The sequence below is a fragment of the Pseudomonas sp. CC11G genome, from assembly GCF_056174845.1.
The window spans coordinates 1-15152 of record NZ_JBWBZC010000017.1 but is presented as its reverse complement, the minus strand read 5'-3'; the positions used below and the strand labels follow the sequence as shown (position 1 = coordinate 15152).

At 53.9% G+C, this 15152-nt stretch carries 13 protein-coding genes and 5 pseudogenes; 12 read left to right on the top strand and 6 right to left on the bottom strand.

The window, feature by feature from the left end; all coding sequences use genetic code 11:
* Nucleotides 1-278 precede the first annotated feature (278 nt).
* A pseudogene (locus AC0V2S_RS18805) lies at nucleotides 279-628 on the bottom strand (STAS domain-containing protein).
* A 1-nt stretch (nucleotide 629) separates the two neighbouring features.
* A pseudogene (locus AC0V2S_RS18800) lies at nucleotides 630-792 on the bottom strand (STAS domain-containing protein); the annotation flags it as partial.
* Between the two features lie 1932 nt (nucleotides 793-2724).
* Between AC0V2S_RS18800 and AC0V2S_RS18795 the strand changes: the two are divergent.
* Nucleotides 2725-3014 (top strand): annotated as a pseudogene (locus tag AC0V2S_RS18795) (DUF4113 domain-containing protein); the annotation flags it as partial.
* Between the two features lie 144 nt (nucleotides 3015-3158).
* A complete protein-coding gene (locus AC0V2S_RS18790) occupies nucleotides 3159-3491 on the top strand; it encodes a hypothetical protein (protein WP_475511049.1) in 333 nt (110 codons plus the stop codon).
* A gap of 135 nt (nucleotides 3492-3626) precedes the next feature.
* Here the strand turns inward: AC0V2S_RS18790 and AC0V2S_RS18785 are convergent, their stop codons facing one another.
* Together AC0V2S_RS18785 and AC0V2S_RS18780 are read right to left on the bottom strand one after the other, a co-directional pair.
* Nucleotides 3627-4022 (bottom strand): hypothetical protein, encoded by a 396-nt coding sequence (locus tag AC0V2S_RS18785; RefSeq protein ID WP_475511048.1) that lies wholly within the window; start codon nucleotides 4020-4022, stop codon nucleotides 3627-3629.
* Nucleotides 4023-4085: 63 nt separating this feature from the next.
* Complete coding sequence (locus AC0V2S_RS18780; RefSeq protein WP_475511047.1) at nucleotides 4086-4484, bottom strand: Imm50 family immunity protein; 399 nt, start codon at nucleotides 4482-4484, stop codon at nucleotides 4086-4088.
* A 763-nt stretch (nucleotides 4485-5247) separates the two neighbouring features.
* Here AC0V2S_RS18780 and AC0V2S_RS18775 point away from each other — a divergent pair.
* The 6 genes and pseudogenes from AC0V2S_RS18775 to AC0V2S_RS18750 all read left to right on the top strand — a co-directional run bounded on the left by AC0V2S_RS18775 (nucleotide 5248) and on the right by AC0V2S_RS18750 (nucleotide 10519).
* Nucleotides 5248-6665, top strand: a pseudogene (locus tag AC0V2S_RS18775) (alkyl/aryl-sulfatase).
* A gap of 10 nt (nucleotides 6666-6675) precedes the next feature.
* Complete coding sequence (locus tag AC0V2S_RS18770; protein ID WP_475511046.1) at nucleotides 6676-6939, top strand: alkyl sulfatase C-terminal domain-containing protein; 264 nt, start codon at nucleotides 6676-6678, stop codon at nucleotides 6937-6939.
* 188 nt (nucleotides 6940-7127) lie between these two features.
* On the top strand, nucleotides 7128-7772 hold the full coding sequence (locus AC0V2S_RS18765) for a DUF3313 domain-containing protein (protein WP_475511045.1): 645 nt from the start codon (nucleotides 7128-7130) through the stop codon (nucleotides 7770-7772).
* A 129-nt stretch (nucleotides 7773-7901) separates the two neighbouring features.
* Entirely contained in the window at nucleotides 7902-8657 is a 756-nt protein-coding gene (locus AC0V2S_RS18760; protein WP_475511044.1) for a transporter, read from the top strand.
* Nucleotides 8658-8759: 102 nt separating this feature from the next.
* A complete protein-coding gene (locus tag AC0V2S_RS18755) occupies nucleotides 8760-9992 on the top strand; it encodes an OmpP1/FadL family transporter (protein ID WP_475511140.1) in 1233 nt (410 codons plus the stop codon).
* Between the two features lie 212 nt (nucleotides 9993-10204).
* The gene (locus AC0V2S_RS18750) at nucleotides 10205-10519 is read left to right on the top strand and encodes a hypothetical protein (RefSeq protein WP_475511043.1); all 315 of its coding nucleotides are present in this window, start codon (nucleotides 10205-10207) and stop codon (nucleotides 10517-10519) included.
* A 215-nt stretch (nucleotides 10520-10734) separates the two neighbouring features.
* Here AC0V2S_RS18750 and AC0V2S_RS18745 read toward each other — a convergent pair.
* Together AC0V2S_RS18745 and AC0V2S_RS18740 are read right to left on the bottom strand one after the other, a co-directional pair.
* Nucleotides 10735-11237: pseudogene (locus AC0V2S_RS18745) on the bottom strand (transposase); the annotation flags it as partial.
* 16 nt (nucleotides 11238-11253) lie between these two features.
* On the bottom strand, nucleotides 11254-11457 hold the full coding sequence (locus AC0V2S_RS18740) for a hypothetical protein (protein ID WP_475511153.1): 204 nt from the start codon (nucleotides 11455-11457) through the stop codon (nucleotides 11254-11256).
* Between the two features lie 320 nt (nucleotides 11458-11777).
* On the opposite strand from AC0V2S_RS18740, the gene AC0V2S_RS18735 reads away from it, so the two are divergent.
* From AC0V2S_RS18735 to AC0V2S_RS18720, 4 genes are all read left to right on the top strand, one after another.
* On the top strand, nucleotides 11778-12167 hold the full coding sequence (locus AC0V2S_RS18735) for a helix-turn-helix domain-containing protein (protein WP_475511042.1): 390 nt from the start codon (nucleotides 11778-11780) through the stop codon (nucleotides 12165-12167).
* A 32-nt stretch (nucleotides 12168-12199) separates the two neighbouring features.
* Complete coding sequence (locus tag AC0V2S_RS18730) at nucleotides 12200-12874, top strand: DUF5710 domain-containing protein (RefSeq protein WP_475511041.1); 675 nt, start codon at nucleotides 12200-12202, stop codon at nucleotides 12872-12874.
* 466 nt (nucleotides 12875-13340) lie between these two features.
* Entirely contained in the window at nucleotides 13341-14168 is an 828-nt protein-coding gene (locus AC0V2S_RS18725; RefSeq protein WP_475511040.1) for an Eco57I restriction-modification methylase domain-containing protein, read from the top strand.
* Between the two features lie 53 nt (nucleotides 14169-14221).
* Entirely contained in the window at nucleotides 14222-14443 is a 222-nt protein-coding gene (locus tag AC0V2S_RS18720) for a hypothetical protein (protein ID WP_475511039.1), read from the top strand.
* The last annotated feature ends 709 nt before the right edge of the window (nucleotides 14444-15152 follow it).

The following is a 15152-nucleotide window of genomic DNA, read 5'->3' as shown; positions in this document are numbered from 1 at the left end:
GGGACGCTCGGCGTCCGTTAGACGAGGCCAGACTCTGCGCAGCCAAGCTGAACGTCCAACCCAAACCCCGTTTCCTATTAATAGACATTGGTACGAAGCCTGATCAGGAAATTTGGGATCAAGTCACCGCTGCGGTTCAAAGGCAAAGTAAAGCGTCTTGAGATGCGAGCGTCGGAGTGTCTGAGCATTGGCCTCAGGGTACGAATTTTGATTCGATATACATGGACCTAGGTGCTAATAAGCCACCAAATGGAACATTTTTCCTTGGATGGCTGGCGCTACCGATTGCTCAGCAATTTCATTCCACGCTCGACGTTCAGCGCAGTGCTAACCCCCGGTAAGGTCATTCCGAATTCGACCACCGTTATCGCTACGGCCGGTTGAAGCTCCACCAAAACGGCTTCCGCATCGATGATTCGAGATAATCCGGAAATGGTGGCAATCATGCGGCCGATAAACGAATCCACAATATCTAAATCCGAAACGTCTATTACGACGCCCCGAGCCGAAGTCTGGACAATCTGTTCAGCAAGATCGTCTGGGAGAGTCATGGCCAACTGATCATGCATATCCACTAGAATGGTAACAAGCAACAAGTTCCCACTTGCAGGATAGGAATGCGGTCCATGCTACAGCGCCTTGGATACAACGATGCCGAGGCGGATTAACGCCAATGACAAGGCGTCGGCAAGGTTTGATTTAGTAACAACCCTGAAGATCCAGCCCCAAGTGCACAATCGTCTGTGCGATTCGCGGGCGAACACCGCTGATAAAGCAATCCGCGCCCATTAGGCCTCATGATGGCCTGATGTCAGGCAAAAATTACAACGTGCAAGAGTGCGCCTAGGCAGCGGAAATAGACGGTCAATACTGTAGGAAACATCCTCAACAATTGCGCATTTTTAAAAGGTGAGAGGTCTTAAAAAGTCGAGGCCGTCTGGTTGAGCATTACGCCTGCCAAGATCTCAGCCTTTGGGTCGCTAACGCAGAGAGACGTCGTATGAGCCATCTTTGGAAGGTAAGGTGCACCTGTCGTTAGCGTTTACCTGAATGTGTTGAACGGACCCGGAATCGAATCAAAAGAGCCGCTCAGGCCATAAAGAATTTGAGGTGACTCGTGCCAACCAAAGCCATCCGATCCAAAAAAAATCCGTCTATTTTAGAGGCACTGCCGACTTAGTCTTCGATTTGAAAACGCTTCTATCGAAGTTCCCCACATCCAAGTGGTGATAAGCGAGACGGTCCCTGGAATTTATTCCACGCTTACCACCCACGCTGAGCTTCCCTTAGGGCTGATGCCCTATCGGTGAAATTTAAAGGGCAGGAGATAACCGGCAAGCTCGCGTATCAGGGACGGACTATCTGAATTTTCTGTATACCCCGCCGATGCAACAACCCAGCCGAAAAACAAACTCCGAAACTTAGAAGATCATAGGTCTTTTGACGGTCTGATAGGGTGGCTCTCGCCCGGAAACGGCTCAACGGCGGCGGAGAGAAATTCGGCCCTTGACGAAGAAATCTGACCAAAACAGCAGGATTTTTGCTTAATGCCGAGATGCGAAAGCGCTCTTTTGGATGTTGGCACGAATTTCTCGCACCAACACCGCCGCATAAAAATCACGCTGAATCATTCGCATGTGAGTGATCCGTTACCAAACAATCCATATTTCCCCACCCGCAACCTCGCACTGAATTGGCCAGTTGCGTCCATTACTTGCTGCGAGCCATGCTGAATTTGTTGTATGACTTCTCCAGTCTCACTGGCCAAGTACTGTCAGGTCTCAAGCCCATTCACGACTTGGCGTATCTGGAAATGAGCGATGCCTATCAAACAGCCTTATCCATCTACTCACTTCAGTGAGCAGGAGAACACCGCTAGGGAGAAAAATCGCGAGAAACTGGTGAGGACTTTTAACCTTATTTGATCTGGCGATAAGGGCTTAAGCCAGAAGCGCCACCTAAGCCCGGACCCACTAGATACTCTTGGAACGAGATGAGACCGGGACCGCGTGAACATCTTCAATTACGATGTTCAAACGCGAGATCAACTCATCCAGGACGAGGTCATCTGACTCCGCAAAGGTACCCTCAGCACCAGTGAGTTCGGTTGTCAGTACGACAAATTTGACCGCTAAGTGGTTCGGCACTAGACGTGTATCAATGTAGGCCGTGCGCGGAACGCCGTCACGCCGATAGCTGATTTTGACCTCAATTTTGCTCCCTCCCACCCCTGGGGTTGGGATGAGGATATCGCATTAACAGGCCCGCGAGAGGGCTTAATCGCCAAAAGCCAATTGATGTCGCGCTAAGCCCGGAGGGCTTAGAGGCCGTACTGATATCTTGGGCGGATAGAATATGGCGTCTACTGCTAGCAACAATTAAAACGCTAATCCTATTAGCCCCGCCATCGGGCCCTTGGCTCCAGCTCTTTTCCACATTGCTGCGCGATTTCATTGGAACCAAACCAGCGACGACTTGCGCAGAGTCCTAGCGCGCGTGCAACTATGCCCTAACAGAAGCTGTACCGCGCGGAGATTTTTGGTTCTGCGATAGATCAGTGTTGCTTTGGTTCTTCGCATTGTGTGAGTGCCGTAAAGGATTGCCGTGGCCGTTGGAGCGCAAAACGGCTTAATCCTCAAAGCATCGAATCCAGAGGTCGGCAGCCTTTTATCAGTGGCTCATACAGGCTCTTTACACGGTATGAACGAGGGCTTTATCCACTTCGCGTTGGCGGGTTTGGAGAGGCTTTTTCGTCCAGGGTTTGCCTACAGCAAAGCTGAGGTGCTACTGCTCGGCCTCTCCGGCGAGGCGAATTCACTGATGATCTCTTCAGTCCCGTTCAACCTGAAACCACCGGTAAGCTGATGGGCGTCTTAGATCAGATTAATGATCGTTGGGGGACGGGCACACTGAGGCCTGCGAGGGTGCCATCTAATCCCGACTGGGGAATGCGGAGGGAGATGATGAGCGCTAGTTACACTACGAGGCTTGATCAGCTTTGGGCTTTGTCTTAGCTAGCAGGGCTTCCGGTTGGAGCGAGCAGCCGGCATGCGCCGAGGTGGCGAGCAGCAGTCCAAAGCATTTGAGATGAGCGAAGCGTCTGCATTCGGCCAAAAGCGGTCATTGGTTAACCAGACATTAAGAGGCTCACTTAGTCCATGCAAATCGCCATAGATTTCTCTATTTTCACGCTTGCTCCATCCGCAGAGGGCGTCATTTCGGGAAAAATCGAATTTAGCGAACTACCAAGAGTCGGCGAGATGATTTCATTTTCCTTTCCGCCAAATGAGTCTACGTTTCCGTCAGTGCCAGGATTCAATGCACTGCTTAAGGTCGAGCACGTAATTCACAGCGCAAACGGTGAGAACCCGGCACTTTCGCTTCAGGACCTAGTACTACCAAGCAAGGAAAGCGTCGCTGAAGTCGTGGCGTTCCTCGAGAAAGGCTTTGGTCTATTTTTCAGCTCAGGCAATCCCCGCCAGACGTTGTAACTGTCAGATTTTGGCTGGCCGCTGCCGTTCACGACAGTCTGCAATCGGGCATTGCGGCCGGTAATCAGCGCCAGCTTTCGGAGGAAAAGTCTGCGGACTCGATGTCGATTTATCTGCTACCCACTAAATCGATGGTCAGCCGTACTGCCGCAAGTTCCGACGATGTACCGCGAAATACCAAATCACATAACCGGGCAGAAGACACACCGACGAACCTATTGGTATGCCAAAGGAGCGATTGGAAACCAGCGAGGCATCGATCAGCCTATCTATCAACATTAGTACAGGCACCGAGAGGAGGATACCGACCAGACTGGATAGATACAGGCTGCGATTAAACCCAAGCAGGCCTGCGTTGCGTCCAGATCCGCCGAGTAGCCAGAGAATGGGCGGCGTAATACTTATGGCGAGGATTACAACTAGCTGGATTTTCGAAAATACATGCCCGGGTACAGAAGCTGTGGTTGCGCTCATTAGGGTGACGGCGAAGCTAAGGCAGGCGGTCAGGTTCGGTGCGATGCGGCGGCGCATTGCGAATCTCCGAGTCTGTACAGGGTTACAGACAACAGGGAATAGGTGGTTAAAGAAGGATTGTTATATGCCCAATATCAACACTCGCGCATTCAATCTCCCCGCCCATCCCCAGATAGAATCGATTTCCACGGTTATTGATGAGTCGTCGGCGTGATGGATGTTGAGGGCGTTGATTACGTTCTGGTGATTGAAATCGCTGAGCGATAAGCGCCGCAGGTTACTGAATCCAAATTCGACCAACACGCTTCTACAACAGACCCACTGACAGTCTGCCGTCCCTGCTCCAACTTCCTCGTAGTCACGAACGTGGACCACCAATTTGGCGACAGTGGGGCCATCTGCGCCTGGGGCTGCACGTGACACGGCAAAAGAGATAACTTCCGCGTCATGAAAGGACGGCCAATAGCCGAGGGCCTCAATGACACGTTCCGCTCCGGGAATCATTTTTTTGCTTTCCATAGCTGACCTGTTTAGGTGAGGTGGCTTCGATGCCTTGATCGACTTGAGCGCGAGAAGATAACTGCTTTTGCGTTCTCAATCATCCACTCCCGCCATCCCGTAAACGCCGCAATCAACCGAAAAGGGGACGGATGTATTTCCTTTTATCCTGAAAGTCCGCTTTTGGCCGATTGCAGCCGGTCACGACAGGCAGCTGTCGGCCAGAAGCGGCCCTTCAGCCCTCTCTGCATTGGGCCGGTTTACCTAGCCCCACGAGGCTGTTCGATTGGCCAATCTTTGTGACCACCTGTAAATCCACCTTGAAAACCAAAATTCCTGACTACGTTCCACTGGGCGCAATGTTGCGCACTTTTGGTGCAATGACAGTTAGCGGTCTGGTCTGAACTGACAGCAGTTTCGGCCAAGCCAAGCAGTAGCGGTCATTCTGACTTACAGCTGGCAGTTACCGACGACGGTACAGCGAATCACGCAAGAAGGAGCTTGTGATGAAAACGCTTTCGTACTCTCCGATCTTTCAAGGCGCTCGTTTTAACTTGGCAGCATCCGGGCTTTCAGTACGTCCTTTCTCCTGGCGGGCGCGGTGGCGCTGACTGGTCAAGCTTGGGCTGCCGAGGGACCAAAACCGGCAACCGATGCCACCAAAGCAGCCAACGACGCGCTGCTAAAAGAACTCCCTTTCAATGACAAGACCTCCTTTGAGCTCGCACACAAGGGCTTCATTGCGCCGCTTCCTGCGGATCCGATAAAGGGCCCCTCGGGCAACATGATCTGGGACCCGGCGAAGTATTCCTTTATCAAGGAAGGGGAAGCCGCTCCGGATACCACCAACCCAAGCCTGTGGCGGCAATCACAGCTAATCAATATCTCTGGTTTATTCGAGGTCACCGACGGCATCTACCAGGTGCGCAACTACGACTTGTCCAACATGACCATTGTTGAAGGCAAGGAAGGCATCACTGTCTTCGATCCCTTGATCTCAACTGAAACAGCTAAAGCTGCTCTGGACCTTTACTACCAGCATCGTCCCAAAAAACCTGTGGTAGCAGTGATTTACACGCACAGCCATATCGACCACTACGGTGGCGTGCGCGGGGTGATAGACGAAGCCGATGTGAAGGCCGGGAAGGTCAAGGTTTACGCGCCGCTAGGCTTCCTTGAGCACGCCGTCGCAGAGAACGTTATGGCTGGGACGGCCATGAGCCGTCGGGCGAGCTATATGTACGGGAACCTGCTGCCGCCGAATGCAACAGGGCAACTCGGCGCAGGTTTAGGGACTACAACCTCGGCCGGTACTGTGACGCTTATTCCCCCAACTGACATCATTCAGAAAACTGGTGAAACGCACGTCATCGATGGGCTGACCTACCAGTTCCTGTACGCGCCAGGTAGTGAGGCGCCGGCAGAAATGCTCTATTACATCAAGGAGAAAAAGGCTCTAAACACTGCGGAAGACTCCACACACACCTTGCACAACACTTACTCACTGCGCGGCGCCAAAATCCGTGACCCTCTGGCCTGGTCCAAGTACTTGAACGAGGCCATGAAGATGTGGGGCAACGATGTTCAGGTGATGTACGCCATGCACCACTGGCCGGTGTGGGGCAACAAGGAAGTCAACGAGCAACTGTCCTTACAGCGTGACATGTACCGCTACATCAACGACGAGACTCTGCGGTTGGCCAACAAGGGCCTCACCATGACTGAGATTGCGGAGCAGTTCGAACTGCCTAAAGAGATCGCCAACCGCTTCTCCAATCGGGGTTACTACGGGTCAGTCAACCACAACGTCAAAGCCACGTATGTGCTTTATCTCGGCTGGTTCATTGGCAACCCTGCAACCTTGCATGAGCTACCACCGGAAGATGCGGCCAAGCGCTATGTGGACATGATGGGTGGCGCTGATGCAGTGCTCAAAAAAGCCAAAGAGTATTACGACAAGGGCGAATACCGCTGGGTAGCAGAGGTGGTCAATCATGTCGTGTTGCCGACCCCAACAACCAGGCCGCGAAGAATTTGCAAGCCGACGCGCTGGAGCAACAGGGCTACCAGGCTGAAAGCGGCCCATGGCGTAACTTTTACCTCACTGGTGCTCAAGAGCTGCGAGAAGGCGTGAAGAAATGCCGACGCCCGACACTGCAAGCCCTGACACCGTACGGGCTATGGACCTCGATCGTTCTTTGACTTCCTGGCCATGCGTTTGAAAGGCCCTGAGGTAGAAGGCAAGCACATCACATTGAATATGGACTTCACCGACCTTAAGCAGAAATACCTGCTGGAAATGGCCACGGCGTGCTCAACCACACCGAAGGCGTGCAAGCCAAAAATCCAGACGCGAACGGTAACCCTAACCCGCGACACTTTGAACAAGTTGGTCTTGAAACAGACCACGCTTAAGGACGCCTTGGCGTCTGGCGACATCAAGTTGACGGCGCCCAAGGCAAGCTTGAAGAGCTAATGGGCTACCTGGATAACTTCGACCTCTGGTTCAACATCGTCACTCCCTGACGCTCCACCTGATGCTTGATTGCATCGAGGACACGCCATCGGTTTCGGCTGATGGCGATCCTTCCTTTTGCGCCCGACCAGAGCCTTTACTGACCATTTGATGAGTTCCCCCATGAAGATGACCTTCCTGGCAGCCCCATGTGCGTGTTTGCCCTCACGCTCTGCGGCTGCGCCAGCAAGTACGTAGACCCGCAAAGCTATTCCGGTTTCCTCCACGACTACAGCATCCTCAAGGAAGACAAGTCGCCGTCCGGAGCGCCTGTGATGCGCTGGATACAGTCGGGCGTGGATGTCAGCCGCTACACCAGCGTTTACATCGAGCCGAGTCAGCTCTACCCCCAACCGCAGCCTACGGAGAAGATTCCAGCGGCCACGTTGAAGGGCATCACCCAGTACTACGACCAGGCGTTGAAAACCCAGTTTGCCAAGGTCCTGCCACTGGCCTCCGGCCCTGGGCATGATGTTCTGATCGTGCGCCCTGCCATCACCGCCGTCAGCGCCAAAACAAAAGGCTTGCAGCCATACGAGGTGATTCCTATCGCACTGCTCGCAGCCGGCATCAGTACTGCCACAGGTATTCGGGATCAGGACACCAGTCTTGCGACCGAGGCAGCATTTCTCGATGGGCGCGACAACACAGTGGTGGCTGAAGTCGTACGAATGGGGGCAGGTGAAGAACTGGATAATTCCTCCCAGGTCATGCAGCCCACCGACGCTCGCGCGGTGCTCGATGGATGGGCAAAAGACATGGCCAAGTCATTTGAAATGCTGAGATCAAAATAAGTCAGGGCAGAGAGCACCGTAACAAAGTGCTCTCAACTTTTAGCCAGAGAGGGGCGACAAGCCATGGAACCAAGACAGCAGTGGAAATGGGCGTTCTCAGCGGTCGCCACTTCGTTGTGCTGTGTAGCTATGGCCCAAGCTGAAGATTCAGCAGAACTGGCGAAAAAGGCCCTCAACCCGGTTGCAGCCATGTACAGCCTGCCGATCCAGTACAACTGGGATCAGAAGTTGGGGCCAACAGATAAGGGAATGCACAGCGTCACCAACATACAGCCGGTGCTGCCGTTCACCCTTAACGATGACTGGAACCTGATCTCCCGCACCATCCTGCCAGTAATCAACCAGCACGGTCTGGCGCCAGATGGCGCGGCAGATAAATCGGGAGTGGGCGATATCACCCAAAGCTTTTTCCTCTCCCCCAAACAGCCGACAGAGAGCGGTTGGATATTGGGCGCAGGCCCAGCGATATTGATCCCGACAGGTAGCGACGAGTTGCTGGGTAGCGAGCAATGGGGTCTCGGGCCGACAGCGGTCGCGCTGAAACAGTCAAATGGCTGGACTCGGGGCATGCTTGCCAACCATATCTGGGGGCTCGACGGTAACCCGCCCGATGATAAGGAAAAGGTCAATCAGACCTTCCTGCAACCCTTCCTTTCATTCACCACCAGCAGCCTAACTACCTACGGCGTAAACACCGAGTCCACTTACAACTGGCAGTCTCGGGAGTGGTCGGTGCCGATCAATCTGACGGTTACCCAGCTGTTAAAAATCAATGGCCAACCGCTGACCCTGCAAGCAGGTCCGCGATACTGGCTCGACCGCGCAGATGACGGCCCCCAAGGCTGGGGATTTCGTGCGGCGGTGACGCTTCTGTTTCCGCGCTGAATCGTTTAACCACCGTTATGCGGACGCCACCAAGGAGGCTGAGCTATGCCTACCCACCATGTCTCGTGTTCACTCTGTGTCCTGATTGCCACCGTACTGGCAATGCCTAACTCAGCCTCAGCGGGCGGCATTGGCATTTACGAAGCGGGTCAGGAAGGCAGTGGACTGGCCAATGCGGGCGCCGCGGTGTTGGCCACCGATCCCAGCGTGCTGATGAACAATCCAGCTGGTATCAGCCGGCTGCGTGGCACTCAGGTGAATGCCAATGCCCAGGTGATTTTGGGCGACATGCAGTTCTCTCGTGATGGCGACAACTCGTTTTCCGGCAACGAAGGCGGAAACCCTCTGACGTACATCCCTGGTAGCAGCCTGTTTGTCAGTCATGAACTGGATGAGCGGGTCAGCGTCGGCTTTGGCATGTACGGCAACTTCGGACTGGCGCTGGATTACGATGACGATTGGGCGGGCCGGTATTTCACCCAGGAGTCAGCCATTCTCGGCGTGTCCTTTCAGCCGACAGTGGCCTATAAATTTACTGACGACCTGTCCATCGGCATCGGCCCGCGCTTTATGTACGGTTTCTTCCGCACCGAAGTGGCAGTGAACAACAACGTGCTGGGCCTGGGAAGCGCAGACGACGGCCAACTGCGCTACAAGGACACCGATTGGGGCACCGGTTTTAACGTCGGCGCGTTGTATCGACTCAATGAGCGCACCGAGCTGGGCTTGGCGTACACCAGCAAAATCGACTTGGAATTCAGCGACCGTCCGGAGCTGAAAAATATCACCAATCCCTTACTCAACCTGGCGCTGAGTCGTGTGAATGTCGATGGCCTGGATGTGGACATGACCGTGCCGCAAACGGTGACCGCTAGCGCTTCCTACCAACTAAACGAACAGTGGAAACTGCTTGGCAGCCTGGGCTGGCAGGACTGGAGCGAGTTCGGCCAGATCGGCGTGGAAGTCGACACCAATGCGGCCGGTACGACTGCCAGCGTTGACCGCCAGTACAAAGACACCTGGCATGCCTCCATCGGCGCACAGAACCAAGTCACCAGCCAGCTGCGTTGGAACCTTGGCCTGGGCTACGACTCCTCGGCGGTTGATGATAAAGACCGCACCGTGGACAACCCCATGAACGAGACCTGGCGCCTGGCTACCGGGTTCAGCTATGCCTTGGAAAAAGATGTAGATCTGCACGTCAACTACACCCTGGCATGGCTAGGGGATATGGAGGTTTCGCAGACCAAAACCCGCTCCGGCGGCACGGTGTCGGGCGAGTACGCCAACACCGCGCTGCATATGATCGGAGCGGGCATGGTGTGGCGTTTTTGAGTAACTAAGGAGCGGAGTTTGGATGCAAAGGAAAGCATTAGTAGCCTCAACCAAACATCCGGTTTTGGCCGATTGCGACCGTTCACGACTGGCCGCAATCGGCTTTAAATGGACACTCGCCATCCGTACCTTTTGGCTGTAGCACATCGCCCCCCGGAGGGTTCTCCAGGGGTATCGTGAAGGCGTACATGTACCGGGATGGGAATTTGCCAATGAAGATCACCGCTAAGAAACAGACCGAATCGGTCAGTGATGTTCTGTGCGACGTTTGTGGTGACAGCACACGCATTGAAGGGTACGGATTGCAATTCGGCACTCTTAGCGCGAGTTGGGGTTATGGCGCGAACCACGATGGCGAGCGCTATGAGGTCCTTCTGTGCGAGCCCTGCTTTTTTAGGACACTTGCCGGCCTCAAACGAGAGCGTATGGTGAACTTTATGTTCAGTGATGAGGACCAGGAACCCAGCGATTTCGGGCGCGTTGCTCGCGATGACTTTTTCAACGACGGCAGTAGCTCGTCTTCCTGACTCCTGGATTTCCTGCTGATGCAGTGTCGCGGGTCTAACGGTGCGCAATGAGATATTGAAGCGACTCTAGGTATGTCACTTTCGGGTTGTTGGGGAGCAGCCTACGGCTCCTGGTCGTTGCGATAGTTTGAGGATTTGCCAAGATCAGTACCGGCAACACTGTGGAGTCATCAGGGCGCGTTTTAGGGACTTTACGCCACCAAAAGCTAGGCGTTCTACGCCGTCATCGCCGTCATCAAGCCTTCGGTGCCGATGATTTTCAAGACTCGCTTCATGTTGTAAGCGAGCACGTTCAGGCTCATCTCAGCGCTGACGCCAACCAGCTTAGGCGTGAGGAAATGCGTGGAGCCCATCCATTGTTTGAGCGTCCCGAAGGGATGCTCAACAGTCCGCTTTCGCACTCGCATCATGTCAGGCGCCTGGTTAGTCGGTTCTGCATCTGCTCCAGCACCGTTTCATGTTCCCACCGCCTGACTCTGCGATTTGTGCTGGGCGTGCACTGCGGTTTCAACGCGCATTTCTGGCAGCATGAGCTCCAGTAGCAGTGCATTTTTCGTCCTTTCTCGATGCTGGATAAACGCCAAATCAGTGCCTCGCCAGCCGTGCAGGTATATTCATTTTTTGTCGCGTCATAAACGAAGGCATCCTAGTTGAAACGCCCATCCGCCTTGGCGTTTGAGGTCATTGGCTTTGGCACGTAGGCACTGATATTCCCTTCTGGGCATTTTCTGACTTTAAAAAAGGGTAGAAAGCCAGTCATAAGCTGATTGTGAGCGGTCCGGTAGACTGAGGTTTTTCGTCAAAAGGATCTGAGCGTCGTCGGGCTTCGGTCTGCGGCCTTTCCGAATGCCTTCTCTCAGAATCTGGCGATAAGGATGCACGCCCTCGGTGATTCGCAAGAGGGTGCCAAAGGCATCAAAAATGACTGTGCCGGACATATCAGCCTCAATTCGATAGCGGAGCTATGGATGGTCTGTGCAAGCTGGCCTTAAACGGAAAAGGCGCCGGTTAGGGCGCCTCCTTGTATTCGTTACAGCAGATCCAGGCACCACTTTCGAACGCGTTGCGCGGTTACAGCTCTCGCCGCTGGGAAGCGTTCCATCTCACCTAGTCAGTCGCTTCGATGCGATGAACTTTAGCCAAAGTCGCCCACCTCATCAATCTCCGGAAGTGCGGTTGGTCGAACCATGGCTGTCGCTTGCCGACCTAGTGACGCTCTCACACCGATGCATTTGGATTTAGTAGATTTGTGTTTTTCATGCTAGATAAAATAGACACTGCGCCTTTTATGGGCTGGTTTATTAGACATGCCAAAAAACGAATGCTCGTTTATCCCAAAGAACAAAAGATACTCACTGAATTCGGAGAGCGCATCCGCCTGGCGCGGCTACGCAGGCGGATCACCGCTGAGACGATGGCCAAAAGAGCGGCTTGCTCTCGAATGACTTTGCACAATGCGGAGCTTGGGTTGCCTACAGTGGCCCTGGGAACTTACCTACGGATTCTGGCGGCGCTTCACCTTCTCGACGACATCAATCTATTAGCGCGCGACGATGAGGTTGGTCGGCGCCTTCAAGATCTAGAGCTTCCCAAGCGCAGAGTCGCTAAGACAAAGGCTGTTTCGACGCTTACAGAGCCTTCGGAGTAGGCGGAACGTCTGACCTAAAATGGAATTTGGCTATGGCACGAGTAGACCTAAAGGTTCCATTTGCCGAAAAGGATGAAGCCAAGTCATTTGGTGCTCGCTGGGATTCGGTGAAGAAGGTTTGGTATGCGCCTGATGGTGCTGAAATTGGTGCGCTGGCTCGATGGCTGCCAGCATCGGATCAGTCCAGCTTGGAGCATGAGCCTGAGTTTCGTGTGCGGTCGCCGTACTCCTACGTGATGCAATCATTGTCTGATTGCTGGAAGTGCCAAGGTCGAACGCGTGTCTTTTCATTCAAGCTTCCCGAAGAGCATGAAGAGTTTCAGCATCTTGAAGACCATGAGGATGAGTTCGAGCTCTCAAGGAACCTGGGAGAATGGCAGTCACAGGGGTACCGGGGGGCGGTATCCGGCGTCCATAGCCTTTCTCCTCGGGTGCTGCGTAAGATTCGCCGATTCACCGAGGACTTTAGGCAGGCATACAGCAGGGCCGCAGATAGTCGGTATTTCATGAATCACTGCGAGCACTGCAAGTCGAAGCTCGGCGACTTTTTCTTGCATGCCGAGCCTGGCGGTGCGTTTTTTCCTACTTCCCCGCAGCAGGCGAGTCGGATCACTCTCTTCAGGGTCGATGAGCGATTCGATGCGAATTGTGGGCTTGGATATACAACGCACGACTTCATTGACTGCATGCAGATCAGAGAGGCGTGAGTTGCCAGGTGTGAATCGACTTCCCTCTTGGCCTAATAAAAAAACCGCCGAAGCGGGTTTTTTCCTTCGGAGTATCCCGTCGGCCTAGCTACTGCATTCAGTCCTGGCGTGCGGGCGTGACTCTGCGTTCGAACTACCGAGGCCTTCCGATGAAGAGCGAAGAACCGGGGCTATCGCATCGATCATCAGGGCCAGCGATTGCGCTCCTTGCTCAGTTCCGTCCCATGCGTGACCTAAAGCCTGCCGAATGGCTGGATGCTGAATAAGCGGGCTGATGTCATGAGCTATGCCAATATTGGCATAATTTAAGGCCTGTTCAATTGCGGGTGTAATGGTTTTTAAGTGGCCATTCAGAAACTTCGATATCGTGTATTGAGGCACTCCTGAGCGCCTTGAATACTCGTTATCAGAAATCCCAAGCGCATGGATATGGCGCCGTAATTGACTACGAGCGGTTAGTACTTCAATGGTTGGTTTAATTGCGATTCTTGGCATAGGTGTGTACGATAACAAGCATGGGCCAAGCCAACAAGCCCAATTGAATTTCATGCACTTGGAGGTGGAGGGAGTGAGAAATCCAGCGGCAGTAAAGCGATATCGAACGGTGATTGACTCGCGCTCCCGACTAGGTCAGGTCATGACTCCTCCGCCTATGGCTGATGCGTTGCTGCGCTTGTTGGGCGCGTCCGGAGGAGACTGGCTGGAGCTAGGTTCGGGGTCTGGTCGACTAGCAGATGCAGTGCATAAAGTGTCTTCGCCACATAGCTACGTCGGCGTCGAGTTAGAGCCTTCTATGGTAGAGCTCTGTACTAAGCGTTCAGAATTTGAATACCTGGAGCATGATGTGCTGTGCACCACATCGCTGGACGAGGCTCTGGAGGGGCGTGAATTCGATCACGTGATCGGCAATCCTCCCTACGGTATGCACAATCTCCGCTCCATGGCTAAGAACCGCTTGTTGGCGCTCTGCCCTGATCTAGAGTTTGCTTATTCTTGGGCGCCGATTGATCTCTACTTTGTACTTGAGTCGCTATCTCGCCTCAAATCGACTGGCACCGGCGCATTTATTGTCGGAGCCGATATTCCTAGCGGCTCGCAAAGTATTCCCTTCAGAAAAATGCTGATCGAGCAGGCCTCTGAGATCGAATGCTACGAATTGCCACGGAAAGCTTTTGGGTACCGGGTAGAGGTCCAGTCCTACATGCTAATCGTCCGTTTTGGTCGAACCGCTGCACGGCAGGTCGTTTTGGGCCGATTGACGAGGACTTCAGCGTTGCCTCAATGCGGCGTTTAAGCCGCAGTCTGGCCGTTCAAAGTATGGACCTCACTCATCACGAGTTCAGAGAGATGGACGAGCAGCTGCGGCGAGCTAGCCACGGCGTCACGATGGAAGACTTGGGTGTATCGATTATCCGGGGAAGCCGCAGCAGTTCGCAGTTCTCGCAATTGGGAGTCGCTCATTTCCACACCTCAGACTTCCGTAATGCTGGAACGGAGATTTCGCTCGATGGTAAAGGGTCTTCGGATTATCGACAGGCCACGGTGGCGATATTTTGCTTCCGCGTGTAGGTACGCGCTGCCTTGAGCACAAAGCCATCGTCGTCAGTGGCGAAGGTACGTACTCAGAGTCTGTGTTCCGAGTGCGAGCACCTGCAATCCATCAGGATAGGGTCGTACGCTGGATCACAAGCGATGCCTGCGCTGGTTGGCGCAAGGGCGCTGCACAAGGCGCATGTGCCAAACACCTAACGGTATCATCGCTGCTCGGGATGCCGGTGCCAGCATAGTTGCCGGCTGAGCATGCCCCGTGTTCGCTGAGGAAATAGCATAGTTTTGTTGCTAGGGAATGGCGTCAATCGAGCCGCATCGCAAAAGAATGGCTACAGATACTTCAAGAGCTTGCCCACGGGTTTCAGGCCGATGACTTGGTGCTTCAGCTCGAAGATAAGCCGCTTTCAATGTTATCGAAGAGCTCTGTGCCCGGCAGAGCATCGGTTTTAGTCAGGCTGAACACGCGGTGAAAGTCGCGTTTGCGAAGTGCTCAAGCAGATTGAGCCAATCGAGGCACACCGCCGAATTTGCGAGCCTTTCGACGTGATCATGACGACAAATTATGATTCACGGTTGAAGAGGCATTCGTCGGCCCTCTCCATAGCCTGCGTTTACAGCGCGCGAGTCTCGATACAGTCTATTTCGCAGGCATCAGGCTGGCCGTCGTCAGGTTTGGCATGTGCATGGTGACGTAGCTCGACCCAGCTCTATGGTACTTGGCTACGAC

Excerpts from the sequence above, each read along its gene's own strand:
- AC0V2S_RS18790 (WP_475511049.1), top strand. The coding sequence starts at position 3,159 with ATGCAAATCGCCATAGATTTCTCTATTTTCACGCTTGCTCCATCCGCA.
- AC0V2S_RS18785 (WP_475511048.1), bottom strand. The coding sequence starts at position 4,022 with ATGCGCCGCCGCATCGCACCGAACCTGACCGCCTGCCTTAGCTTCGCC.
- AC0V2S_RS18780 (WP_475511047.1), bottom strand. The coding sequence starts at position 4,484 with ATGGAAAGCAAAAAAATGATTCCCGGAGCGGAACGTGTCATTGAGGCC.
- AC0V2S_RS18770 (WP_475511046.1), top strand. The coding sequence starts at position 6,676 with ATGCGTTTGAAAGGCCCTGAGGTAGAAGGCAAGCACATCACATTGAAT.
- AC0V2S_RS18765 (WP_475511045.1), top strand. The coding sequence starts at position 7,128 with ATGTGCGTGTTTGCCCTCACGCTCTGCGGCTGCGCCAGCAAGTACGTA.
- AC0V2S_RS18760 (WP_475511044.1), top strand. The coding sequence starts at position 7,902 with ATGGCCCAAGCTGAAGATTCAGCAGAACTGGCGAAAAAGGCCCTCAAC.
- AC0V2S_RS18755 (WP_475511140.1), top strand. The coding sequence starts at position 8,760 with ATGCCTAACTCAGCCTCAGCGGGCGGCATTGGCATTTACGAAGCGGGT.
- AC0V2S_RS18750 (WP_475511043.1), top strand. The coding sequence starts at position 10,205 with ATGAAGATCACCGCTAAGAAACAGACCGAATCGGTCAGTGATGTTCTG.
- AC0V2S_RS18740 (WP_475511153.1), bottom strand. The coding sequence starts at position 11,457 with ATGTCCGGCACAGTCATTTTTGATGCCTTTGGCACCCTCTTGCGAATC.
- AC0V2S_RS18735 (WP_475511042.1), top strand. The coding sequence starts at position 11,778 with ATGCTAGATAAAATAGACACTGCGCCTTTTATGGGCTGGTTTATTAGA.
- AC0V2S_RS18730 (WP_475511041.1), top strand. The coding sequence starts at position 12,200 with ATGGCACGAGTAGACCTAAAGGTTCCATTTGCCGAAAAGGATGAAGCC.
- AC0V2S_RS18725 (WP_475511040.1), top strand. The coding sequence starts at position 13,341 with ATGGTTGGTTTAATTGCGATTCTTGGCATAGGTGTGTACGATAACAAG.
- AC0V2S_RS18720 (WP_475511039.1), top strand. The coding sequence starts at position 14,222 with ATGGACGAGCAGCTGCGGCGAGCTAGCCACGGCGTCACGATGGAAGAC.